General features: G+C 66.8%; 22 protein-coding genes. 14 read left to right on the top strand and 8 right to left on the bottom strand.

Features of this window, described 5'->3' with window-relative positions:
• Positions 1 to 109: 109 nt before the first annotated feature.
• The 4 genes from BSF38_RS02910 (at position 110) to BSF38_RS02895 (ending at position 3,447) form a co-directional block, all read left to right on the top strand.
• On the top strand, positions 110 to 1,045 hold the full coding sequence (locus BSF38_RS02910; RefSeq protein WP_076343374.1) for a hypothetical protein: 936 nt from the start codon (positions 110 to 112) through the stop codon (positions 1,043 to 1,045).
• A gap of 192 nt (positions 1,046 to 1,237) precedes the next feature.
• Positions 1,238 to 1,771 carry a glycine cleavage system transcriptional repressor gene (locus BSF38_RS02905; RefSeq protein ID WP_076343373.1) on the top strand — a complete coding sequence of 178 codons (534 nt, stop codon included), beginning with the start codon at positions 1,238 to 1,240 and terminating at the stop codon, positions 1,769 to 1,771.
• 20 nt (positions 1,772 to 1,791) lie between these two features.
• A complete protein-coding gene (locus BSF38_RS02900) occupies positions 1,792 to 2,868 on the top strand; it encodes a carbon-nitrogen hydrolase family protein (RefSeq protein WP_076343372.1) in 1,077 nt (358 codons plus the stop codon).
• A 258-nt stretch (positions 2,869 to 3,126) separates the two neighbouring features.
• Positions 3,127 to 3,447, top strand: a complete 321-nt coding sequence (locus BSF38_RS02895; protein WP_076343371.1) for an RNA recognition motif domain-containing protein — start codon at positions 3,127 to 3,129, stop codon at positions 3,445 to 3,447.
• Between the two features lie 585 nt (positions 3,448 to 4,032).
• Here the strand turns inward: BSF38_RS02895 and BSF38_RS02885 are convergent.
• From BSF38_RS02885 to BSF38_RS02875, 3 genes are all read right to left on the bottom strand, one after another.
• A complete protein-coding gene (locus tag BSF38_RS02885; RefSeq protein WP_076343369.1) occupies positions 4,033 to 4,731 on the bottom strand; it encodes a dienelactone hydrolase family protein in 699 nt (232 codons plus the stop codon).
• Positions 4,732 to 4,751: 20 nt separating this feature from the next.
• On the bottom strand, positions 4,752 to 5,009 hold the full coding sequence (locus BSF38_RS02880; protein WP_076343368.1) for a hypothetical protein: 258 nt from the start codon (positions 5,007 to 5,009) through the stop codon (positions 4,752 to 4,754).
• Between the two features lie 69 nt (positions 5,010 to 5,078).
• Positions 5,079 to 6,155: a transaldolase family protein gene (locus BSF38_RS02875; protein ID WP_076343367.1), complete on the bottom strand. Its 1,077-nt coding sequence runs from the start codon at positions 6,153 to 6,155 to the stop codon at positions 5,079 to 5,081.
• Between the two features lie 244 nt (positions 6,156 to 6,399).
• Here BSF38_RS02875 and BSF38_RS02870 point away from each other — a divergent pair, with 244 nt between their 5' ends.
• Both BSF38_RS02870 and BSF38_RS02865 read left to right on the top strand, forming a co-directional pair.
• On the top strand, positions 6,400 to 7,620 hold the full coding sequence (locus tag BSF38_RS02870; RefSeq protein ID WP_237170719.1) for an ADP-ribosylglycohydrolase family protein: 1,221 nt from the start codon (positions 6,400 to 6,402) through the stop codon (positions 7,618 to 7,620).
• Positions 7,611 to 7,928 carry a hypothetical protein gene (locus BSF38_RS02865; protein WP_076343366.1) on the top strand — a complete coding sequence of 106 codons (318 nt, stop codon included), beginning with the start codon at positions 7,611 to 7,613 and terminating at the stop codon, positions 7,926 to 7,928. Before BSF38_RS02870 ends, BSF38_RS02865 begins: the two co-directional genes overlap by 10 nt.
• Positions 7,929 to 7,944: 16 nt before the next feature.
• Here the strand turns inward: BSF38_RS02865 and BSF38_RS02860 are convergent, their stop codons facing one another.
• Positions 7,945 to 8,547: a DUF3137 domain-containing protein gene (locus BSF38_RS02860; RefSeq protein WP_076343365.1), complete on the bottom strand. Its 603-nt coding sequence runs from the start codon at positions 8,545 to 8,547 to the stop codon at positions 7,945 to 7,947.
• Between the two features lie 285 nt (positions 8,548 to 8,832).
• Between BSF38_RS02860 and BSF38_RS02855 the strand changes: the two genes are divergently transcribed.
• Complete coding sequence (locus BSF38_RS02855) at positions 8,833 to 9,843, top strand: hypothetical protein (RefSeq protein WP_076343364.1); 1,011 nt, start codon at positions 8,833 to 8,835, stop codon at positions 9,841 to 9,843.
• 266 nt (positions 9,844 to 10,109) lie between these two features.
• On the top strand, positions 10,110 to 11,258 hold the full coding sequence (locus tag BSF38_RS02850) for an IS110 family RNA-guided transposase (protein WP_076343043.1): 1,149 nt from the start codon (positions 10,110 to 10,112) through the stop codon (positions 11,256 to 11,258).
• 406 nt (positions 11,259 to 11,664) lie between these two features.
• Here BSF38_RS02850 and BSF38_RS31165 read toward each other — a convergent pair whose 3' ends face one another.
• A complete protein-coding gene (locus tag BSF38_RS31165) occupies positions 11,665 to 12,213 on the bottom strand; it encodes a DUF1572 family protein (protein WP_076343362.1) in 549 nt (182 codons plus the stop codon).
• Between the two features lie 229 nt (positions 12,214 to 12,442).
• Between BSF38_RS31165 and BSF38_RS02835 the strand changes: the two genes are divergently transcribed.
• Both BSF38_RS02835 and BSF38_RS02830 read left to right on the top strand, forming a co-directional pair.
• Positions 12,443 to 13,750, top strand: a complete 1,308-nt coding sequence (locus BSF38_RS02835; RefSeq protein ID WP_076343361.1) for a Gfo/Idh/MocA family protein — start codon at positions 12,443 to 12,445, stop codon at positions 13,748 to 13,750.
• A 39-nt stretch (positions 13,751 to 13,789) separates the two neighbouring features.
• Positions 13,790 to 14,428: a HEAT repeat domain-containing protein gene (locus BSF38_RS02830; protein WP_076343360.1), complete on the top strand. Its 639-nt coding sequence runs from the start codon at positions 13,790 to 13,792 to the stop codon at positions 14,426 to 14,428.
• Between the two features lie 10 nt (positions 14,429 to 14,438).
• Here BSF38_RS02830 and BSF38_RS02825 read toward each other — a convergent pair whose 3' ends face one another.
• Positions 14,439 to 15,239: a carbon-nitrogen hydrolase family protein gene (locus BSF38_RS02825; RefSeq protein ID WP_076343359.1), complete on the bottom strand. Its 801-nt coding sequence runs from the start codon at positions 15,237 to 15,239 to the stop codon at positions 14,439 to 14,441.
• A 42-nt stretch (positions 15,240 to 15,281) separates the two neighbouring features.
• On the bottom strand, positions 15,282 to 16,706 hold the full coding sequence (locus tag BSF38_RS02820; protein ID WP_076343358.1) for a DUF1501 domain-containing protein: 1,425 nt from the start codon (positions 16,704 to 16,706) through the stop codon (positions 15,282 to 15,284).
• Between the two features lie 222 nt (positions 16,707 to 16,928).
• On the opposite strand from BSF38_RS02820, the gene BSF38_RS02815 reads away from it, so the two are divergent.
• Complete coding sequence (locus tag BSF38_RS02815; protein ID WP_076343357.1) at positions 16,929 to 17,924, top strand: bestrophin family protein; 996 nt, start codon at positions 16,929 to 16,931, stop codon at positions 17,922 to 17,924.
• A 15-nt stretch (positions 17,925 to 17,939) separates the two neighbouring features.
• Here the strand turns inward: BSF38_RS02815 and BSF38_RS02810 are convergent, their stop codons facing one another.
• Positions 17,940 to 18,644 (bottom strand): lipoate--protein ligase family protein, encoded by a 705-nt coding sequence (locus BSF38_RS02810; protein ID WP_076350560.1) that lies wholly within the window; start codon positions 18,642 to 18,644, stop codon positions 17,940 to 17,942.
• A 186-nt stretch (positions 18,645 to 18,830) separates the two neighbouring features.
• Here BSF38_RS02810 and BSF38_RS02805 point away from each other — a divergent pair, with 186 nt between their 5' ends.
• The 3 genes from BSF38_RS02805 to BSF38_RS02795 all read left to right on the top strand — a co-directional run bounded on the left by BSF38_RS02805 (position 18,831) and on the right by BSF38_RS02795 (position 21,875).
• A complete protein-coding gene (locus tag BSF38_RS02805) occupies positions 18,831 to 19,841 on the top strand; it encodes an aldo/keto reductase (RefSeq protein WP_076343356.1) in 1,011 nt (336 codons plus the stop codon).
• A gap of 122 nt (positions 19,842 to 19,963) precedes the next feature.
• Positions 19,964 to 21,259: an MFS transporter gene (locus tag BSF38_RS02800; RefSeq protein ID WP_076343355.1), complete on the top strand. Its 1,296-nt coding sequence runs from the start codon at positions 19,964 to 19,966 to the stop codon at positions 21,257 to 21,259.
• Positions 21,252 to 21,875, top strand: coding sequence for a hypothetical protein (locus tag BSF38_RS02795; RefSeq protein ID WP_076343354.1), 624 nt, complete (start codon positions 21,252 to 21,254; stop codon positions 21,873 to 21,875). The genes BSF38_RS02800 and BSF38_RS02795 overlap by 8 nt, the downstream gene beginning before the upstream one ends.
• Positions 21,876 to 21,878 lie beyond the last annotated feature (3 nt).

Here is a 21,878-nt window from a genome sequence, read left to right as displayed (position 1 = left end):
GCCGACCGGAGTCGTCGACGACGCCGGGATCTTCAAAGTGTGGACCGAAGCTCGAACTGGCGGCGCGGCCGTCTTGAGCGGCGTGTCAATGACGGAAAGGAACTCTCCCATGAACCATCACGACTCCCTCCGGACCACGACGCCCCCCCGATGGGTCGTCGCCCTGCTGTTCGCCGCCCTGTCGTGCACGGTCGCCGACCGGAACCTCTTCGCCCAGGACGATCGTTCCGCCGCGGACAAAGAGCGGAACGACCGGTCCAACGAGATGAAACAGATCGCCGAATCCTTGTCGGCCTATCGCGGCGTGGGCGCCGAAAAACAGCCGATCAAGCTGCGAGGGGAACCCTTGCTCCGGTTCAGCGACCCGGCCCGCCGAGCCAGCGACGCCTCGCTGTGGGCTTTCGGCGAGACCGGGAGGCCGCTCGCGGTCGTCGCGCTCGAACTCTATCCCGTAACGGAGAGCGGCGCGCCCGTCTCGTCGTGGGCGTTCGAGTTCATCTCGCTCACGACGGACCCTCTGGAGTTCGAGGCGGGCGTCGGGGCCGATCCCGACAACGCCGCCAAGTTCGCGAAGCTCCTGAACGGCGATCTTCACTGGGCCCCCAGAAAGGCCGCCGCCACGTTCCAGGAACTGCCCGGCGGGCCGACGCCCGACAAGAAGCCGCTCGGTCGCCTCCGCCAGCTCAGGTCCATCGCGGATCGGTTCGCTTGCACGGAGCAACACGACAGCAATGAAACCGTCGTCCTCCGGCTCATGCCGCATCCGATCGCCCGCTACGCCGACGAGAAGAACGATCTGGTGGACGGGGCGATCTTCGTGTTCGCCACCGGCACGAACCCGGAGGCCATGCTCCTGATCGAGGCGAGAGGGCCGTCGCCCGAAAAGGCGACGTGGCACTACGCGACCGCCCGGATCACAGCGGCCCCCTACGACGTGACCCTCGACAAGAAGAAGGTCTGGTCGGAGAGCTATGCGAGCGGCCAACGCGACCCGAGCGAGGGCTATTACACGGGGCGGCGGGCGCGAACGAACCGCGATAAGTGAAGCTCGCCAAGACGCCCACGGCCTTGAAAACGAATCGCCCCGCGCGACGCGCCGCAGAACGGCGCGGACACGCGGGGCGATCTTCGACGCTTCACCCCGAACCGGTCGGGTTGCTCGTGGATTCGAAGCCGGCCGGGCGGATAAGATGAGCGGGCGCAACCTTCCGCACCTTGTTTCCCGAGGCGGCCTGCCATGCCGAAGAAATTCGTCCTGACCCTGACCGGCCCCGACCGGATCGGGATCGTTGAGAATGTGACCGGGCTGCTGCTCGATCGAGGCGGGAACGTCGAGACCAGCCGCATGGCGCGGCTCGGCGGCGAGTTCGCCGTCTTGATGCTCGTCTCGATGCCGGAGGAGCGATTCGCCGACCTGGAAGGGGCCTTCGACGAGCTGAAGACCCAGGGTTACAAGGTGGGGACCACCCCCGCCGACCGAACCCACGCCGAGTCGCACGTCGGCTGGCTGCCCTACGTCATCGAGGTCCACGGCGCCGACCACGAGGGGATCATCCACGAGGTCGCCCGCCATCTCGCCCAGCACGGCATCAGCATCGAGGAGATGGACTCGGAATCGGCCCCCGCGTCCACCAGCGGCGTCCCCGTGTTCGCCATGTCGGCCCGGGTGCTCGTCCCTCCGGACGAGTCCGTCCGGGGCTGGGAGACGGGACTCGAAGAGATCGGCTGGCGGTTGAACCTGGAGATCGACGTCATCGCAATGGAAACCTGACTCCGGCGGGAGGACCCGAAATGAAGCGGTCGATTCGGACGTGCGTCGTGACGCTCGGCCTCGCCGGCTCGGCGATGCTGATGGTCGGACTCGAACCGGCCGCGGGGTCGAGCGGCGAGTCGAAGGCCGATCGGCCGCCGCGGAAGGTGGTCGTCGCCACCGTCGTCCTCAGCCGGCACGGCGCGTACCCCGGCCTCGACGCGCGGCTGAAGGCGCTGGGCGGGGTGATCGACGAGATGGCCCGCCAGGCGTCCGAGAAACACCCCGGTCGCGGGCTCGACCTGGCGATCCTGCCCGAGACGATCGTGACATCCCCCCATGGGTCCGCCGCCGAGCGGGCGATTCCGCTCGACGGACCGGTCCGGGAGACCTTCTCCACCCTGGCCCGGAAGCACGCGACCTACATCGTCGCCCCGATGGACCTCGCCGAGAGCGGGCCGAAGGGGACGATCTACTCCAACGCCGCCGTGCTCTTCGATCGCCGGGGCGAGGTGGCGGGGATCTATCGCAAGGTCCGTCCGGTGGCCGTGCTCGGCACCGATGCGCTCGAGGCCGGCGTCACGCCGGGCAAGACGTACCCGGTCTTCGACTGCGATTTCGGCAAGTTGGGAATCCAGATCTGCTGGGATGTTCAATTCGAGGACGGCTGGGCGGCCCTGGCCGAGAAGGGCGCCGAGATCGTCGCCTGGCCCACCGCCTCGCCGTCGACGGCCCAGCCGGCGTCGCGAGCCGCCCGACACCGCTATTTCGTCGTGTCGAGCACTCCTCGCGAAGACGCCACGGTCTTCGAGCCGACCGGCCTCGTCGCCGCCCAGGTCGAGAAACCAGGCGAGATCCTGATCCACCAGCTCGACCTCAGCTACGCCGTGCTCGGGTGGTCGGAGCCGCTCGAAAACGGCAAGGCGCTGACCGACAAGTTCGGCGAGCGGGCGGGGGGCCATTACGAGCCCCGGGAAGACCTCGGCATGTTCTGGTCGAACGACCCCAAGACGACCATCGGCGAGATGATCCGGTCGCTCGGACTTGAGGAACTCGACGCCCAGGTCCGCCGCAACCGGCGGCTGCAAGACGCCGCCCGAGGCGAGCCCGCGAGGTGAACCGGACGACGAAGCTCGGCGCTCCTCGGCCCACCAGAAAAGGAAAAGATAATTCCCTGGATTACCCCTATCATTGCTCTTCAAGTCTTGCTATACTTCGATTCGGTGGGTCAGACGATCGTTAGGCACCGTCGGGTTTTTCGACCCGACTGTTTCCTCTCCTTCGTCTCTCTTACTCGACGGGCTCGCCCTGAGTCCACCTTTCTTCTCGACCCGGAAAGCACCAAGCGGGTCGCTCTTTCGCCGCGGAGTTCGATCTTGGCCAAGAAGCTGTACGTCGGTAACCTCACCTACAATGTCAACGAATCCGACCTGGAGGCGTTGTTCACGCCGTTCGGGACGGTGCAGAGCGCCCAGATCATTGTTGATCGGGACACCAATCGCTCGAAGGGTTTCGCCTTCGTGGAAATGAGCTCGGACGCCGAAGCGCAGGCGGCCATCCAAGGGCTTGACGGTCGTGACCACGACGGCCGGAACCTCACTGTCAACGAAGCCAAGCCCCGCGAGCCCCGTTCGGGTGGCGGCGGTGGTGGTGGCGGCCGTAGCGGTGGTTACGGCGGCGGCGGCGGCCGGTATTGATCATCCGCCCATCGATGGGATCCGGAGGGCTCGCCTCGGCAGGCCCTCCGTCCTACTCATAAGCTACCGTCCCGGGAGGCTGCGTCGGCGTTACCGCCGACATGGCCCTTCGCCTGCGGGAACTCCCAACCGGCGGGTCGGTCGACTTTGCCCGGACCGGAACCTGCTCAACATGGTGAGCCCCCCTGGATGAATACCTATCCCGCTGACGAACAAAGGATCTCCGAGGTCGAACGTGGCCGGAGTTGCGAGGCAGTCGTCCCGCTGGCTCCCGGTGGTTCGCTCTCCGTCGGAGACACCGTCCTCTTCGCGCTCTCCCGCTCTCGCGCGGGTCAGGAGCCGAGTTACGTCAAGGGGGGCGATTCGGTCCTCGTGACGCTGACTGATGTCTCCGATCTCGACAAGATCGATCCTGCCACCGGCCATGCGCTCCTTCACCTTCGTTGGGAGCCGCTCGGTCAGGACAAGTCAACCGGATCCAAGGCCAAGCGCTAACAAAGCCAGCCCTTGCCGGTTGCCGAGCGCATCACGAGTCGTCAAGACGGTCTCGTTGCGTGGTTTCCCTCGCTTTGCGAGTGAGTTTGATTATCTCCCGCTCGATCCGGTCTCGGCCGGTGCCAGGTAGCGTTCGAACCAATCGCGCGCCAGCCGGGCGACTTCCTCCAGCGCGCCTCGCTCCTCGAACAGGTGCGAAGCCCCCGGGATGATCTCCAGCGAAACCGCCGCCGACATCCGGGCCATCGCCTGGCGGTTCAAGGCGATGACCGTCGTGTCGTCGCCGCCGACGATCAAGAGCGTGGGAGCGCGGACGCGGGCTAACGCGTCTTCGCCGGCCAGATCGGGTCGGCCGCCGCGAGAGACGACGGCGGCGACGGCTTCGGGCCGCTCGGCCGCCGCCGCCAGTGCAGCGCCTCCGCCCGTGCTGGCCCCGAAATAGCCGACCTTCAGACCGCCCGCGACTGGCTGACCTGCCAGCCAATCGGTGGCGTCGAGGAGCCGCCCGGCCAGCAGGCCGATGTCGAACCGCAGGTGGCGTGTGAACCGCTCCTGACGCTCTTCATCTTCGGTGAGCAAGTCGAACAGGAGAGTCGCCAGCCCCCCCTCGTGCAGGGTCTCGGCCACGAATCGGTTGCGCGGGCTGCGCCGGCCGCTGCCACTGCCGTGGGCGAACACGACGATCCCCCGCGCGCCCTCTGGGACGGCCAGATCGCCGTCAAGCGTAACCGGTCCCGTCGTGATCCGGACCGGCTTCACAACGTCCTCGAATGCCGATGTCTTGCCCATTGTGATATTCTCCGAATCGATTATCCGGTATACGTGTGCGAGAGATCGGGTCGGTAATCCGACCAATCCGCGGAGTCGGAGGATCGGCTCGCGCCGAGGACCTGGATCGCCAGCGGGACGGTCGTCAGGACGCCCACGAGCAGGAGCGTCCAACCGACGGCCTTGCGCGGGCCGTCGGACATGCGGTCCGCCAGCAGCAGGCCAAGGCCGGCGCCAGCCATTCCACGCGTGCCCGCGATCAAGGCGAGTTCCGGCAGACTCAGATGGGTTTCTCTCATGGCTGGGATCTCCATCAAATGGGCCGGCGCCGCAAGCGCCGACGGTCTCTTCTCGTTGATCGAAATCGACTAGGATTCCCGACGCTTCCGGGCGATTAGGTCCAGCAGCGCTTCCTGAGGGTCGGCGAACTTCTTGAGGCCCTCGGCCATCAGGACGGCCTCAAGGCGGACCATGTCGACCTTGGCGTCGATCTCCGCCGACACGTCGTCGGGGAGCGGCCGATCCACCGCGCGGGGGAACGTGCGGCCGCTGGCTTGAACCTTGGCGTTCGTGGCCGGCGGATTCGTTTCGATGTCCGAGCCCGCGAACGCCTCGACGTACTTCCAGGGCGGATCGTCGGGCTTCTTCACGCCTGTGCTGGCGAAGACGATCTCCTGCTTCAGCGGCAGTCCCTTGTCGGCCCAGAACTCCTGGTTCATGCGCCAGATCCGCTTGGCATTGGCGATGCCCACCTGGCCCTGCGCCGGCGGCGACAGGTCAGGCACGTGCTTATCCGTATACACGTCGACCCGGCTGACGAAGATGCTGTAGACCGACTTGAACGCGTCCAGCGACCGCCGCCGCCGCGCGCCCCGCCAGAGGGCGTCTCGGGCCGCGACGTACTGTCGGGGCGTGAAGGTCAAGGTGACATTGACCGTCACGCCGGCCGCCGCCAGCTCCTCCAGCGCCGCCAGGCCGCTCGGCGTGGCGGGAACCTTGATCATGCGATTGCGACGGCCTTCGCTCCAGCGCTTGCCGAGGTCGATGTAGTGCTGCGTCCGCTGTTCCGCATCAAGGCGATCTGGCGGCCGACCTCCCGCCGAAACGCGCGGCTCGGAATCTTCCAGGAGCGGGTCGAGTTCAAAGCTGACGTAGCCGTCGTCGCCGCGCGTCGCTTCCCAGACGTGCAGGAACGCTTCCTGGGCCTGGCTGACGAGCACGTCGGTCGTTCGCCAGGCCGTTTCGTAGTCGTCGAGCCCTTCGCGGAAAAACCGTTCAAGATCCTTGTCGAGCCGCCCCGTCTCGACCAGATCGGTGACGATGATCGGGTTGGACGTGGCCCCCGTGATCCCCCAAACGCGATTGCGGGCCACCTCGTCCGGGTCGATGGAATCAAGCCACACCTTGCCGCCCGAGGCGATCAAGGACTGGATCGGCATCGTCATCGCTGCACCTGCTTCCGGCCGTTCGGAATCCGGATGCAAATCGGCTCGTCCGGATCGTCGAACGCCCGCCCTCTGAATAAAGCTCCATCGTCTTACCGAAAGACATGAAGATGCAATTTCAATGCCGATCCGCTTCGGCGTCGCCAAGACCCCCATCCGCCGCCTCACCTCGATCGACAACCTCTTTCAATTGTCGTAGGATGACGCATGGGAGTTTGGTCCTCGACCTCGAGGAGGGGGAAACATGAAGGGGCCGATCGACGACGCGCCGGCTGGGCGGCTGTCCGGGGTCTTGCTGGGCACGGCGCTGGGCGACGCGCTGGGGTTGGCTTGCGAGGGGATGTCGGCCGAGGCGATCGCGCGGCGGTTCGGGGTGGTGGATCGGTTTCGGATGCTGGGACGGACGGGATTCGTCTCCGACGACACGGAGCAGTCGGCCTTGATCGCCCAGAGTCTCGCCAAATTCCCGGACGACGTCGACGCGTGCGTTCGGAGCTTTCAGCGTTCGCTTCTGGGGTGGTTTTGCCGGCTCCCGTGGGGCGTGGGGATGGCGACGATCCGCTCGTGCCTCCGCATGGGTCTGGGACTCTCTCCGAGCGGCGTGATGTCGGCCGGCAACGGAGCGGCGATGCGGGCGGCGGTGATCGGCGTGTTTTTTCAGGACCGGCCGAACGAGCGAAGTACCTTCGGGCGGGCCCTGGCGGAGGTGACGCACCGCGACCCTCGCGCGGTCGAGGGCGCCCTGTTCGTCGCCGAGGCGGCCTCGTGCTGCGCCGGGAGTTCTCCAGGGGCGCATCGTACGGCGTTGCTCGTCCAGGCCCGGAGTGTGGTGGACGACCTCGAACTGGGCATGGCGATCGATCGCGGGTTGAGCCTTGCGGAGAAGGGGGCGGACACGCACGACGCCGCGCAGGTTTGCGGGACGTCGGGCTTCGTTGTGCACACCGTCGCGTTCGCCGCCTACTGTTTCGCGAGTCACGGCGCCGAGCCGATGCGAGCCTTGACCGAAGCGATCGGCGCGGGGGGCGACGCCGATTCGATCGCGGCGATCCTCGGGGCGTGGCTGGGGGCGCTCCACGGCGAGTCGAACTTGCCAGAGTCGCTTATCGACCGGATCCACGACGGCGCGTTCGGTCCGACCCACCTGCGATCGCTCGCGGCCTGCCTGGCGGAACGTCGCGAGGGGAGGTCGAGCCGCGTCCCTCGGTATTTCGCCGGCGGCGGCCCTGGCCCGCAACCTGGCGTTGTATCCCGTCGTCCTGGGACACGGATTTCGTCGACTCGCGCCGTTCTGACCGGCAGGGCAATCGGTCAGGAAGGAGGAAGAGGCCAGGCCCACATCCTGGACCATGCTCTCGGGCCGTGCCAGCCCCGTCGGATTGCATCGCAGCTTGCGCCGGCGCACAATCTGCGTGGATTTCGACACGCCCCAAACCCCCGCCCGGAGCCCTCCTCGTGGAATTGACGCCGCTGCAACGGAAGTTCTTGACGCGCTATCGCGATCTTCGGGAAGGGCGGGAGACACTCCGCTTCCGCCTCAAACCGCTCTTACCCCGCCTGGCGATCCTCGTCGCCCTGATCGGCTATTCGGCCTTCATGCTTCCGGCCGTGGTGACCGCATTCGCCACGGGCATGCTCGTCGGCGCGGCGCTCCGCCAAGTCCCCCTGACCAGGGGAGCCAAGCAAATCATGCCAGTCCTGCTCGACGTGATTGATTGGGACAAGGTCGATGAACGACTCGGAGACGCCGGCAGGCCGGTCGAGGCCCGTTGAACGGAGAACTCCCTCGTCAGAGCCTCACGCCCGGGTCGTACTTGTGCGCCGCGCCGATGACGCAGAGGCGGTGGAGCAGGGCGGAGAAGACGGCGAAGCAGCCCTTGAGCTGGTCAAGGTCCTTGAGCACGCCGCGGGTTGTAAAGTAAAGCTCGTCGGCGTCCGGTGGGAAGCTCGGGCCGAACCAGCCCTCGCTGTCCTTGACTTCCACGCGCATCCGTGGGAGCGACGCGAGCAGCTCGCGGAGCTTCGGGTCGGCGAACAGATCGACGAGGCGCGATTCGTCGTTCCCCTTCACGACGAACGCGTCGTCGAACTCCGGGTCGCCGATCTCGACGTCCTGCATCCCGAGGTATTTGCCCAGGCCGCTGAGGAAGCCCGCTCGATAAACGGTGAACCGGAAGCCGTCGGGATTGACGAACGGCGCGCGCAGGCGGGTGTAGACGACGTGGTGGTGCTGACCGTGCTGGCGGGTGAACGTGTCGAGGAGGATCGTCCACTGGTCGACCCGCTTCTGAACCTTGGCTCGCTTCCAGAAACCTCCAGGCATGAACTGAGCGCCGATCTCCTCGCTGAGTCGTCCCCAAACCTCGTCTTGACTCGGCCCGAACCAGCCCATCGTAGGACCCTCCACTTGTTGGAAAGGCGTTCGCTCCTCGTCCGGGAATATTCCGCCGGCACGGTGACCATGGCATGCCACAGGAAGGACGCCGTAGCCACGCACACGCGCTCTCTCATTCTCAGGAGGGCGGGCGGCCCCACGGCGTCGGGATCGCTCGCTCGCCAAGGCCGCCCAACCGGAATCCTCGAAACAATCCGGAATGTTTTCTGAAAGGCGTCATCTTGCGACATCTTCTCTATAGAGGCTTCATCCGACGCCCCCACTCCGAGGAGATTCCCCGCCATGGCCACCGACGCCCAGCTCCAGGCCAACCGCGCCAACGCCAAAAAAAGCTGCGGGCCGAAATCCGACGACGGCAAGGCCCGCTCAAGGCTCAACGCCCTCAAGCACGGCCTGCGCGCCAAAACCGTCGACTTCGTCCTGCCGCACGAGGACCCCGCCGAGCTGGACGCCAAGATCCAGGAATGGGTCGACGACTACCAGCCGGCCAACGCCGTCGAGCGCGAGCTGGTCACCCGGGCGGCGCGGCTGTCGTGGACGCTCGATCGGGCCGAACGGTATGAGACGGCGCTGCTCGCGAAACAGGTCCGCAAGGCCATGCTCCGATCACGCGCGAAGCGGATGGAGAAAGTCTGCGACCTCGGCCGTAAGCTGTTCTACATGGCGGGGAAACGGCTGCTGCCGATCTCCGGCCCGGCGTGGACCGACGATCCCTCGGCCTTCGTCGCCCGGCTGGAGGAATCGCCGGAAGGCGCGCAATGGCTGCTCGACCGCTGGGTTGAAATGCGCTGCCTGCTCATCTCGAACGAGAACTGGACCTTCCTCGACCAGTTCAAGTTCGTCCGGCTCCTGGGCAAACAGCCGCTCGCGGCGATCGACGACCCCGAACTGAACGAGATCTTCCTTGCCTGGGAGACGATCGAGGAGAAATGGGGCACAAGGTTCTGGCTCCAGATGCAGGAAATGACGCCCTACGAGGACCCCGCCTTCAGCGCCTGGCGGGTCTGGCGCGAGATCGTCCCGCGTCCCGAAAACCCCGAGACGGCCGTCGCCTTCCTGCTGGGAATCGCCGAACGTGAGATCGAGCGGCTTCAAGACCTGCTCGTCGACCTCGAGGAGATCGAAGGCGACGATGCGCGGGAACTCGCCGAGCAAGCCTCGTTCTCCGCCAGCGACGCCTTCGAGCGGCTCCGCCGGTTCCAGACCGCCCGGACCCGCGAACTCCTCCGCACCATCGACCTGCTGGCGAAGCTCCGCGCCGCGTCGAAAAAAGCGACGAAGGAACGGTCATGAGCCTTTGGCTCAACCCGTCCCATGAAAATGGGGTCGGGTTGGGTTATGCTGCGGATGTCCGGCCCTGGGCGAGAGGCCGTCATTGGCTTTGGTGTCGCGAACCCGCGAAGGAACTTGGTCCCGGCCTCGGCTCGACTTCACGTCGAACCCCGTCCTGTCGCCCCCCGGAAGCGGGGGAGCACGTAGAAGAAACTGCTTTACGCCCCGAGGTCGTCCCACCGGCTCGGACTGCTTCGTTTCCGACCACTCGAGTTGGAGGGGACGTCATGGACATCGTTCACGATCGCTGCGCCGGGCTCGACGTCCACAAGAAGACCGTCGTCGCCTGCGTCCGCCACATCAACCCCGACGGCTCGGTCGCCTCGGTGGTCCACACCTTCGGCACGATGACCGCCGACCTGCTGGCCCTGGCCGACTGGCTCGACGCCCACGGCGTCCGCGAGGTCGCCATGGAGAGCACGGGCGTCTACTGGAAGCCGATCTTCCACATCCTGGAAGGGCGATTCGACGTGATGCTGGTCAACGCCGGGCGGCTCAAGCAGGTCCCCGGCCGCAAGACCGACGTCAAGGACGCCGAGTGGATCGCCCAGTTGCTCCAGCACGGCCTGCTGTCGCCCAGCTTCATCCCCAAGCCGGAGATCCGCGAGCTTCGCGACCTGACCCGGCAGCGCACCGAGTTGGTCCGCGACCGCGCCGCGGTGGCCAATCGCCTCCAGAAGACGCTGGAGGACGCCAACGTCAAGCTGGGGTCGGTGGCCAGCGACGTCCTGGGGGCCTCGGGGCGCGCCATGATCCGGGCGATCATCGACGGCCAGGACGACCCGGAGAAGCTGGCCGATCTGGCCAAGCAGCGGCTCCGGGGCAAGATCCCCGAGCTGAGGCGGGCGCTGTTGGGCCGGGTCACCGACCACCACCGCTTCGTGCTCCGGCTGCTGACGGATCAGATCGACGCGTTGGAACGCCTGATCGAGCGGCTGGACGAGCGGATCGACGAGGCCATGAGGCCGTTCGACGAGGCGGCGGGCCGGCTCCAGGGGATCCCCGGAGTGGGGGATCGGGCGGCGGAGGTGATCGTGGGGGAGATCGGGCCGGACGTGGAGTCGTTCCCGACCGCGGGCCACCTCTGCTCCTGGGCGGGGCTGTGCCCGGGCAACGACCAAAGCGCCGGCAAACGCCGCAGCGGCAAGACGACCAAGGGGAGTCCGTGGCTGCGTTCGCTCCTGGTGCAGTCGGCGTGGTCGGCCAGCCACGCCAAGAACACCGCCTTCAGCATCTGCTACCGTCGATGGGTCCCACGACTCGGGAAAAAGAAGGCTCTGATCGCCGTGGCGCACAAGATCCTGGTGGTGATCTGGCACCTGCTCAAGAACGGGGCCGACTACCGCGAACGCCAACTACCAGCCCCTGCAGCCTGACACATGGCCCGGAAGATTTTCAGAAGAACCCAATCCGCCGGCCCCCCGGAAGCCGGCTTCTCGCCCGATGCCGTACCGGTCCGACCCGATCGAGAACCTCGTCGCCGAGGGGATGACCGACTACCTCGCAAAGCTGCTGGAGGCGGGCGAACGACCGTCGCGAACGCCCCAAAACAGCGCGAACGAAGCCAACAGCCACAAAGCGGAAACCACGACACTACAACAGGTTCGGCATTCATCCACCGATGCCTCCGGGGGCAAACGAAGCCAATCCGTCGCGGGCTCCTCTCGTCGTTCCGAGGAGGCGGTCGAAGCCGAACCGGCTCGCGTGCCAGGGTCGAACGGCTCAAGCCGGGTTCGTGGCGGCGCGGGGGCCGTCTTCCCCCCGCAATGAGCCTCGAAGCTTTCAACCGCGGTTGGTTCTCATCTCGGGAGGAACGCCGCCGGGCTGGCGGAAGGCGTAACGGTCGCCGAGTTGCATCCGGGTCAGGTGGAGGATCTCCTGGGCATGGCCGTTCAGATGGGTGAGGGCCTGGATCACGATCCCCAGCACCGACTTCTCTTCCGAACCGGCGAGCAGCATGTAGCGCCGGGTCTCGACGAGCTGTTCGGGCGCGAGCTTCGCCAGCGCCGCGTCGGCCTTCCCGGCGGAATCCTCGAACCGGCCGAGGAGGTCGGCCTTGGGGATCGCGCTCCGTTCGGTGAATTCGCCGAACCGGTTGCGATCGTCGGGATCGCCGGAGATGACCGCCTGGAACCGCTGACGGAGGTTCCCCGCCAGGTGCAAGAGCAGGTTGGCGATGCTGTTCATGTCGTCGCGAGGCCGCCGCCAGACCTCATCGTCGTCGAGCTGCCCCAGACAGTGGCGGATCAGGGCGACGCTCTCCGCAAGCTGCCGGCGCGACTCGCTCACAAACGCTTCGCCCAACGTGGTTGGATCGCTGGTCTCATTCATTGGTCGTTCTCCTTTGGTTGGGACTACCACCCATTGTAACGCAACCTCGGTACTTGCATCGCGCCCCGGCGACCGGCATGATGAGCCGGAGATTCGCGGCGACGCGGGTCCGCCTTCCTTCAGACAGATCGATCGCCCCGCCGGAGGTTCGCCCGCGAAGCACGGCTCGGGCGGGGACGATGAACGCTTCAAGGGAGGCCCGCACGGTCCTTCCAAGGGAGAATCCACGATGACGGAATCCGTGAGCGTGACGCGACGTGACTGCCTCAAGACGGCGGCCGTCGCCGGCGCGGCGATGGCCGTTCCGACGATCATCCCGGCTTCGGCGCTAGGCCGAGGGGGCGCGACCGCGCCCAGCGAACGCATCACCATGGCGGGCGTCGGGATCGGCCCGCGCGGCGAGTTCGTGCTGGGCTGGATGCTCCCCGAGCGCGACGTCCGGTTCGTCGCCATCTGCGACGTCCGCAAGGAGCGCCGCGAGGCCGTCAAGGGGATCATCGACAAGCACAACGGCGACCAGGACTGCGCCCAGTTCACCGACTTCCGCGAACTGCTGGCCACCCGGCCCGACATCGACGCTTTCCTCATCGCCACCGGCGACCGCTGGCACGCCACGCTCGCGACCATGGCCATGCGGGCCGGCAAGGACGTGTACTCCGAAAAACCCTCGTGCATGACCATCGCCGAGGGTCGCGCGGTCGTCGAAACCGCCAAGCGACACGGCCGGATCTACCAGACCGGCACCCAGCGGCTCAGCGAGGCCCCGTTCGTCGCCGCGATCGAACTGGCCCGTTCGGGCAAGCTCGGCAAGGTTCACACCGCGCGGGCCCACATCGCCCCATGGGACGCCGCCGAGATGAGCCACGCCTGGCTCCCCGCCGAAGCCGAGCCGCCGAAGGACGTCGTCGACTGGGATATGTGGCTCGGCCCTTGCCCCTGGCGGCCGTACAACGCCAGCTACGTCAAGGGAGGCTGGCGCGGCCACTACGACTTCCACACCAGCTGCATCGGCGAGTGGGGCGCCCACACCTTCGCCCAAGCGCAGGCCGGCATCGACGCCCTCGACACCTCGGCCGTCGAATACACCTACGTCAAGAACGCCACCGGCGACGGCATGGTCGCGACCTTCGCCAGCGGTGTCAAAATGGTCCTCCAGCTTGAAGGCTGGAAGGGGAGCTGCGGCATGAAGTTCGAGGGGACCGAAGGCTCGGTCGCCGTCGCCGACGGCTACGCGAAGCCCGACGTCTCGTCCCCCTCGCTGCTGGCCGAAGGCGAGAAGCTCGTCGCCGAGTACATGGAGAAGACCAAGCGGCCGATGAACCACGTCCGCGACTTCTTCGACTGCATCAAGACCCGCCGGCAGACCGTCGCCAACCCCTCGGTCATGCACCACTCGATGGGCACCGTGCACGCGGCGAACATCTGCATGTGGCTGAAGCGCGACATGGCCTACGACCCCGTCCGCGAGGAATTCCGCAACGACGCCGAGGCCAATCGGCTCCGCACCCGCGCCCAGCGAGCCCCGTACATCATCTGAGTGAAGCCGACGCCCGGTTCAACGGAAAGGAACATGCTCATGTACTACGCTCAAAAGGCCTCGTCGACGGCGGCTTCGAAGAAGACGGTCGAGGACGAGTCGAAGCTGATCGACGTCCTCAAGAAGTCGGACGCCTCGCGCAAGGACAAGGCCGACGCCCTCCGGCTGCTCGGCCGGGTCGGAAGCCGGGCATGCGTGCCGGTCGTCGCCCCGTTGCTGAACGACGACGACTTCTCGCACATGGCCCGGTACGCGCTCGAGCCGATCCCCGACCCGTCGGTCGACGTCGCGCTCCGCGACGCGGTCGGCAAGGTGAAGGGGCGCAACCTGATCGGCGTGATCGGCAGCCTCGGCGTCCGTCGCGACCCCAAGGCGGTCGCGATCCTGACGCCCAAGCTGCTCGCCGCCGAGGCCGGCGTCAGCCAGGCGACGGCCCGCGCCCTCGGCTACGTCGGCACCGTCGAGGCCTCGCAGGCCCTCGAAGCCGCCCTGCCGAAGCTCAAGGAAGCCGATCGGGCGGCCGCCTTCGAGGGTCTGTTCCGATGCGCCGAGGCTCTGGTCGTCCAGGGCCAGCGCGGCCCGGCGACCTCGATCTACGAGGGCCTGCGCAAGACCAACGCCCCCGACCTCATCCACGACGACGCCGCGCGCGCCGTCGAAGCCTTGCGCAAGAGCTGATCGATCCGTCTCAGTCGTAGTCGCGGACCGGGATCGACCGGCGGATCGTGGCGACGCGATCCAGGTCGATCTCGGCGAGCGCCAGGCCCGGGCCGTCGGAGGCCATGGCGACGACGTGGCCCCACGGGTCGACGATCATCGCATGGCCGAAGCTCTCGCGCAGGCCCGGGTCGTCGTGGCGTCCGAACTGGGCGGGCGCCAGGACGTACGACTGGCGCTCGATCGCGCGGGCCCGGAGCAACGGCTGCCAGTGGTCGCGTCCGGTCTGCATCGTGAACGCGGCCGGAACGCACAGGATCTCGGCCCCTTCCTGAACCAGCCGGCGGTAGAGGTCGCCGAACCGGAGGTCGTAGCAAATGCTCAGGCCGATGCGGCCGAGATCGGTCGCGGCGACGACCGTCTGATCGCCGGGCTCGACCGTCTTCGATTCGAGGTACCGCACCGAGTCGGAATAGTCGACGTCGAACAGGTGGATCTTCCGGTAAACCGCCAGGATCGACCCGTCGCGGCCGAACAGCACGCTCGTATTACGACACCGCTCGGGCGTGCTTCCGCGCTCGTTGAACGAGCCCAGCAAGAGGATGATCCCATGGCGGCGGGCGAGGTCGGCGAAGAACCGGCACGTCGGTCCTTCAAGCGTTTCGGCCCGCTTCACCTTGTCCTCGGCCGGTCCCAGGAAGTTCACGTTCTCCGGCGTCGCAACCAGCGACGCGCCGTATTTCGAAGCCCGGCCGACGAGCGTCTCGACGTCGCCAAGGTTGCGGTCGACGTCAGCCGTCGACGTGAGCTGAATCACCGCGGCCAAAAACATTGCGGTCGACTCTCTTTCGCCCTCGCAGGCTCTGGATCGGGGTCAAAACAGCGCGGTGATCGGCTGGCCGTCGGCGAGCTTGTACGGCCGGTTCTGGGTGTCGCGGATCTCGCTGGCGGGATCGAGCCCGAACCGCCAGAAGATGGTGGCCGCGAGATCGGCGGGGGTGACGGGGTCGGTGTCCGGATACGCCGCGAACCGGTCGCTGGCGCCGACGACCGTCCCTCCTCGGACGCCCCCGCCGGCGAGGATCACGCTGTAGCACTGCGGCCAGTGGTCGCGGCCGGCGTCCTTGTTGATCCGGGGCGTGCGGCCGAACTCGCCGAGACCGACCACCAGCGTACTCTCAAGGAGCCCTCGGGCGTCAAGGTCCTCGACGAGCGCGGAGAAGCCTCGGTCCATCGGAGGAAGCAGCGTCTCCTTGTGCTGAGCGAAGTTCCGGGAGTGCGTGTCCCAGTTCTGCCCCTGCTGCTTGAAGTCATAAACATTCACGAACGGGACGCCCGCCTCGACCAGCCGGCGGGCCAGGAGCAGGTTGCGACCGCGCATGTTGCGACCGTAGCCGCTCTCGCTGTTGGTGCCGGAGCCCTGAGCCCAGACGCCGTCGGCCGAGCCGTAGCGGTCGAGCAGCCTCGGGTCCTCGCGGCTGATGTCGAGCGCCCGGCCGACGACCTCGGAAGCGAGCAGCCGATAGGCCTTCTCGTAATGCATCTTCATCCGGTCCGCGCCGGGCGGTCCGGTTCGCGACTCCATCGTCTCCAGCAACGCCCGACGCACGCCGCGGCGGTCGGCGTCGATCCCCTCGCGGCTCGCGAGCAGGTCGGACCGGTACGACTTCGCGCCGGGGTCGACCTCGATGCGGAACGGATCGAACGACGAGCCCAGGAACCCCGCCCCCTGGCAGGGCGTCTCGACCACGTTGTGAAACACGAACGGCAGCGCCGCGTGGGCGACCGCCAGATCGCGGTCGCGCAGCATGTAGGCGACGGTCCCTCCCCAACTTGGGAACTGCTGCGGCGCCGCGCTGAAAAGCTCGAAATCCCCCTGCGGCGGCAGCCGACCCGTGAACGTGTGGATCGAGGCCGGATCATGAAGCGTGTTCTTGTGATGCATGCTCCGAATGAGAGCTGCCTTATGCATCACCCGGGCCGTCATCGGCAGATGCTCCGAGATCCTGACCCCCGGGGCCGACGTGGCGATCGTGCCGAACTCCCCCCGGATCTCCGCCGGGGCGTCGGGCTTGGGGTCGAACGTCTCAAGCTGGCTCGGCCCGCCGTAATAGAAGATCGCGATGCACGACCGTATCGGCGGCAAGGGCGCATCCGGCCCGCGAACCAGCGGCGCGGCCTCCGCCCGGGCCCGGAGCAACCCCAGCAAGTTCAGCCCGACGCCCGACGCCAGCGCCGAGCCGATGGCGCCGCGCCGTGTGAATCGGACGTCCGGAACTTCCGCCTGATGGAATCGCATGAGGATTCTCTCCGACTCGGGTCGCCGGCCTTCGTGGATGGAACTCCCTCGCCCTAACTGTTAAACAATTTAACAACGCCTTGACCTTTTCGCAACCGGTGGAGGAGCCGCCCAGATCGAACGACGACGGATTGACCGAAACGCACGGTCTGCTATTGATGGTCGAGCTCGCCGGCGCGCGGGTCGCAAGCGGACTGGAATTGGGACGAGACGAGGGAATCGATGCACACGGGACGCCACTACAGCCTGGACGAAGTGATCCGTTGGACTCGCAGAGAGACCTACATCTTCCTCGTCATCATGGTGATTCCGACAGTCGCGTTTCAGGTCCTGGGTTGGACCTGGCTCTCGATCTCGTGGTCGCCGATCGCCCTGGTGGGGACGGCGGTGGCGTTCATCACGGGCTTCAACAACAGCGCCGCGTATGGACGGCTCTGGGAAGCCCGACAGGTCTGGAGTGAGATCATCGACACGAGCCGGACATGGGGAATGATGGTCGCCGACCTCGTGACCGCGCCCGAGTCGGCCGGTGTGAAGCGAGCGTTGATCCACCGTCAAATCGCCTGGCTGACGGCCCTCCGCTACCATCTTCGCGAAGCGAGGGCCTGGGAGACGATGTGCCGCAGCGACAACACCGAATACCTCGAAAGAAACTACGTCGTCGCCGAATGGGACGGGAAGCTCGACGCCTTGCTATCCACGCTCCTCGATCCCGCCGAACTATCCGCTGTTGCACTCAGGAAGAATCGACCGACGCCCCTCATCGGGCTCCAGTCGAAGGCGCTTCGCGAGGGCGTCGAGGCGGGATGGTTGAGCGACTCCCATCGACTCGCATTGATCAACGTCCTTAATAGGTTCTTGGAATCCCAGGGCAAGTGCGAGCGGCTCAAGAACTATCCGTATCCCCGACAATTCGCGACGCTCAACCTGATCTTCGTCTGGCTGTTCATCCTCCTCTTGCCGTTCGGCCTGATGCATGAATTTCGAGAACTGGGACCGGGATTCGTCTGGCTGACCATCCCCGCCGGGGTCGCCATCGCCTGGGTCCTGCACACGATCGACAAGATCGGCGAAAGCTCGTCGAACCCGTTCGAGGGCGGACCGAACGACGTGCCGATCACGGCCCTGAGCCGCATCGCGGAGATCGACCTCCGCGAGAGCATCGGTGAAACCGACGTCCCCCAGCCGATCGAACCCAGGAACAACCTGCTTCTCTAACAGCGCCGACGTCCCTCACCGCTTGGCGTTCCATTTGGGATCGCGGTAGACGGTCTGCTCAAGGAGTTCGACGTGAGCTTGAAAGTCGTTGGGAAGATCGCCGGGGACGGGTTCCATCCCGAGGGCGCGGCAGAGCGGTTCGGCGACGAGGTCGGACCAGGTCCGAGGGTCGGTCGCGACGTCGGCCAGGTCGGCGACGCCCGCGAGCTCCGGGGTCGCGGCCGACCTCCTCAGGAGCAGCGAGCCGTGCTGGAGGATCGCGCCGGCGCGACGCCGCTGGGCGCTGCCGACGACTTTGGAACCCTCGGCGACCAGGTCCTCGCCGTCGCGATCGGCGAAGCAGAGGAACGGGTGCGGCGCGGGCGCGGCGGTCGAGACCGAGGCCAGGTCGCCGTGCCGCCGGGCCTCGATTTCCCGACCAGTCAAAATCGAGCCGATCGCCGCATGCACCGCGCGATAAAGCGCCGTGTTGGGGCGGGACAGGGGATGCCGGGATGGGATCACGATCGCGTAGGTGAGTTCGTGTTCATGCCAGATCGCACCGCCGCCGGTGGCCCTTCGGACCTTGGCCGCCGATCGCCAACGCGGCTCGGCGTCGGCGTCGGCCCAGCGCTGGAAGTAACCCAGGCTGAGAGTGGGGGTCGACCAGCCGTAGGTTCTCAGCCATGCGACGGTCGGATCACTCGCGACGAGGTCGAGCAGCGCCTCGTCGATCGCCATGTTCGTCGGTCCTTCGGCGATCCGGTAGGGGAGCAGACGGCAGATCATGTGAGGTTGAGACGAGTCCAAGAGGAAGCGCGGCGTGCGTCGAAACGGCGAGGTCCTTAACCTCGCCCCTATACTGTATCGTCCGCCGATCGAACGGCGACAGGCGGACCGCCGGAAGGATATCGAAAAGGGAGCGCCATGACTCACGATTCGCGATCGGAACTGCCGGTCCGCCGCCTGGGCAGCCTCGAAGTGCGCGCGCCGGGGCTCGGTTGCATGGGAATGAGCGAGTTCTACGACCCGAGCCAGATGGACGACGCGGAGTCGATCCGCGTGATCCACCGATTCCTCGACCAGGGCGGGAACCTTCTCGACACCGCCGACATGTATGGATCGGGGAGAAACGAGCAACTCGTCGGCAAGGCGATCGCCGACCGTCGCGGCCGGGTCGTGCTGGCGACCAAATTCGGCAACGTCCGCGGCCCGAACGGCGAATTCCTCGGCGTCCGGGGCGACGCGCCGTACGTCCGGGAATGCTGCGACGCCAGCCTGAAGCGGCTCGGCGTGGATCACATCGACCTCTATTACCAGCACCGCGTCGATCCCAACACGCCGATCGAGGAGACCGTGGGCGCGATGGCTGAGTTGGTGAAGGCGGGGAAGGTAGGGCATTTGGGTCTTTCGGAAGCCGCGCCCGCGACGATCCGGCGAGCGGCGGCCGTGCATCCGATCGCGGCGTTGCAAACGGAATACTCGCTCTGGTCGCGCGAGCCCGAGGCCGACGTTCTGCCGACGGTCCGCGAGTTGGGGATCGGGTTCGTAGCCTACAGTCCGCTGGGCCGAGGCTTCCTCACCGGTCGGTATCGCACGATCGACGACCTGCCGGCCGACGACTATCGCCGCAACGCGCCCCGGTTCCAGGGAGAGAATTTCCAGAAGAACCTCGACATCGTGAAGACGATCGAAGAGATGGCGAAGTCCAAAGGCTGTACGTCGAGCCAGCTTGCGCTCGCCTGGGTGCTGGCACAGGGCGACGACGTCGTGCCGATCCCCGGAACCAAGCGGGTCGCGTATCTCGGCGACAACCTGGGCGCGGCCGGCGTCGCCCTGTCGGCCGCCGAGCTGGCGAGGATCGACGCGTTGCTGCCGGCGGGGTCGGCCTCGGGCGACCGCTACCATGCTCAAGCGATGCGGGCCGTCGACAAGTAAGTAAGTCGCATGAAGGTCGGCGGTTTCGTGGAATCAACATCGAGACTGGCCTTGGGGGCGTGTGCGCTTCCCTGTAACATTGAGTTCGACCCAGGGTGGAGGCTGTCGGGAACGGAGCGGCGATGAAGACGCGAGGGCGATGGCGGCTCGCTTTGATGATGGCGTTGCTTTATGCCGTCCAGGGGTCGTTCTGGCCGCTGCTGGGGGTCCATCTCGGCGAACTCGGCGTCGAGGGCCGCGAGCGGGGCTGGATCTTCGCCTCACAGGCCCTGGCGGCGACCGCCCTGCCGCTGGGCGCCGGGCAGCTCGTCGACCGCCTGATGCCGACCCAGACGTTCCTGGTGCTGGCCTACGCGATCGGCACCGTGATCCTGGCGGTCCTGGCCTCGGGTTGGGTCGTGAATCCGCTGATGTTGTTCCTCGTCTTCCTGGCCTACTGGTCGTTGATCGCGCCGACCAACGGCCTGAGCAGCTCGCTGGCGATGCGGAACCTCGACGAGCCGAGCCGCGAGTTCCCAGCGGTCCGGCTCTGGGGGACCGTCGGCTGGATGGCCGTGGGCTGGCTGGTCTCGGTCGTGATGCTGGCGGTCGCCCCCATCCGTACGGCCGGCGGCATGCCCGAGGCGTTCTACCTCGCCGCCGGGCTGTCGCTGGTGATGGCCGTTTTTTGCTGGTTTCTGCCGCACACGCCTCCGCTGGCGACCGCCGCGCCGGCCCGGGCGAACCTTCGCCAAGGGCTGGAAGTGTTGCGGCAGCCGGACGTTCGGGTTTACCTGATCACGGCGTTCGGCGTCTATTTGACGACGCCCATGGTCTATCAGGTGATGCCGGGATACCTCGCGGCGCGGGGCTTGCCCCGCCCCTGGATCTCGACGGCCATGTCGCTTGGGCAAGTCCCCGAGGTCGCCGCGCTGGCGACCTTGCCGTGGCTGCTCGGGCGGATCGGCTACAAGTGGACCATGGCGTTGGGGGTCTCCGCGTGGCTCGCCCGGTTCGCCACGCTGGCCGTGAACCCGCCGCTGTGGCTGGCCGTCGGCGGCGGCGTGCTGCACGGAGTGGGCTACGGCTGCTTCACGATCGGCGGCCAGGTTTTCCTCGACAGCCGCGCGCCTCGGACCCACCGCGCCAGCGTCCAGGCGATTTTCCTGGTCCTCACGACCGGGCTGGGCTCGCTGCTGGGAAGCCTGCTGGCCGGCGAATGGGTCGGGCGCGGCTCGGGGGATGATGTTCTGGTGTTCCTCATCCCTTGCATGATCAATGGAGCGTTGTTAATCTATTTCCTGAGAGGGTTTCGATCGCATGTCTCGACCGTGGATCGGGCCGGCGCAGCCAACGCCGACCTTCCCTCGCGTCCGTACGCTGTGCGGGGGACGGTTGCTTGCGTTGGGAACTTGGTGACGGAGTCGGCCGATGGGTGACTATCTCCGCCTGTTGACCGTCAATGACCGGGATGTTCCCCTGGCCGCACTGCAACGAGCCGTACCCTTCGGCGCAGTCTGGTCGGTCGACCACCCGGGAATGCTCGGCAACTACCTTGCGATGGGCCCTGAGCTCAGCGACCTGCACAACGTGTGGGCGACCATCGAGCGCAACCCCGTCGGCCCGAACACGCTCGGTGCCGAAGAGGTCGCCGAATTCATCGACAGCCTCGAGTCTGGCGGGCCCCCGTCGGCCGTCCGCTGGCTGGCCGACTACCTTGAAACGGTTCGGGCCATCTACGCCATCCGGATCTACCCCGAGGCGATGCGCAACCATCCCGAGGCCATCGAAGCCGTCTTCTCGGTGCGCACCGCGCTCCGCGAGGCTGTCGGCGGCGTCGGCCAGTGGGACGGCCACGGCTTCACCAACGAAGATGACCGGCTCATCTGGTGCGACCCCCACTCCAAGCTCGCGGGAACGACCCAGGCCGCCATGCTCGATGAGTCCACGGGTGAATGGATCTCGTTCGAGCTGAATCTCGACAACCCCCGCGCGTTCGCCGCCTTCCTCCGCGGCGAGTTCGCCGAGATCGACCGGTCGCGCCCCACTCACTGACCA

This window comes from Paludisphaera borealis (assembly GCF_001956985.1).
Lineage (GTDB): Bacteria > Planctomycetota > Planctomycetia > Isosphaerales > Isosphaeraceae > Paludisphaera > Paludisphaera borealis.
The sequence above is the reverse complement of the archived record's forward strand: the minus strand, read 5'-3'. Positions and strand labels throughout refer to the sequence as shown.

What these genes read in the sequence shown, in the direction of transcription:
- BSF38_RS02910 (WP_076343374.1), top strand. Translation starts at nt 110, where the DNA reads ATGAACCATCACGACTCCCTCCGGACCACGACGCCCCCCCGATGGGTC.
- BSF38_RS02905 (WP_076343373.1), top strand. Translation starts at nt 1,238, where the DNA reads ATGCCGAAGAAATTCGTCCTGACCCTGACCGGCCCCGACCGGATCGGG.
- BSF38_RS02900 (WP_076343372.1), top strand. Translation starts at nt 1,792, where the DNA reads ATGAAGCGGTCGATTCGGACGTGCGTCGTGACGCTCGGCCTCGCCGGC.
- BSF38_RS02885 (WP_076343369.1), bottom strand. Translation starts at nt 4,731, where the DNA reads ATGGGCAAGACATCGGCATTCGAGGACGTTGTGAAGCCGGTCCGGATC.
- BSF38_RS02880 (WP_076343368.1), bottom strand. Translation starts at nt 5,009, where the DNA reads ATGAGAGAAACCCATCTGAGTCTGCCGGAACTCGCCTTGATCGCGGGC.
- BSF38_RS02875 (WP_076343367.1), bottom strand. Translation starts at nt 6,155, where the DNA reads ATGACGATGCCGATCCAGTCCTTGATCGCCTCGGGCGGCAAGGTGTGG.
- BSF38_RS02870 (WP_237170719.1), top strand. Translation starts at nt 6,400, where the DNA reads ATGAAGGGGCCGATCGACGACGCGCCGGCTGGGCGGCTGTCCGGGGTC.
- BSF38_RS02860 (WP_076343365.1), bottom strand. Translation starts at nt 8,547, where the DNA reads ATGGGCTGGTTCGGGCCGAGTCAAGACGAGGTTTGGGGACGACTCAGC.
- BSF38_RS02855 (WP_076343364.1), top strand. Translation starts at nt 8,833, where the DNA reads ATGGCCACCGACGCCCAGCTCCAGGCCAACCGCGCCAACGCCAAAAAA.
- BSF38_RS02850 (WP_076343043.1), top strand. Translation starts at nt 10,110, where the DNA reads ATGGACATCGTTCACGATCGCTGCGCCGGGCTCGACGTCCACAAGAAG.
- BSF38_RS31165 (WP_076343362.1), bottom strand. Translation starts at nt 12,213, where the DNA reads ATGAATGAGACCAGCGATCCAACCACGTTGGGCGAAGCGTTTGTGAGC.
- BSF38_RS02835 (WP_076343361.1), top strand. Translation starts at nt 12,443, where the DNA reads ATGACGGAATCCGTGAGCGTGACGCGACGTGACTGCCTCAAGACGGCG.
- BSF38_RS02830 (WP_076343360.1), top strand. Translation starts at nt 13,790, where the DNA reads ATGTACTACGCTCAAAAGGCCTCGTCGACGGCGGCTTCGAAGAAGACG.
- BSF38_RS02825 (WP_076343359.1), bottom strand. Translation starts at nt 15,239, where the DNA reads ATGTTTTTGGCCGCGGTGATTCAGCTCACGTCGACGGCTGACGTCGAC.
- BSF38_RS02820 (WP_076343358.1), bottom strand. Translation starts at nt 16,706, where the DNA reads ATGCGATTCCATCAGGCGGAAGTTCCGGACGTCCGATTCACACGGCGC.
- BSF38_RS02815 (WP_076343357.1), top strand. Translation starts at nt 16,929, where the DNA reads ATGCACACGGGACGCCACTACAGCCTGGACGAAGTGATCCGTTGGACT.
- BSF38_RS02810 (WP_076350560.1), bottom strand. Translation starts at nt 18,644, where the DNA reads ATGGCGATCGACGAGGCGCTGCTCGACCTCGTCGCGAGTGATCCGACC.
- BSF38_RS02805 (WP_076343356.1), top strand. Translation starts at nt 18,831, where the DNA reads ATGACTCACGATTCGCGATCGGAACTGCCGGTCCGCCGCCTGGGCAGC.
- BSF38_RS02800 (WP_076343355.1), top strand. Translation starts at nt 19,964, where the DNA reads ATGAAGACGCGAGGGCGATGGCGGCTCGCTTTGATGATGGCGTTGCTT.
- BSF38_RS02795 (WP_076343354.1), top strand. Translation starts at nt 21,252, where the DNA reads ATGGGTGACTATCTCCGCCTGTTGACCGTCAATGACCGGGATGTTCCC.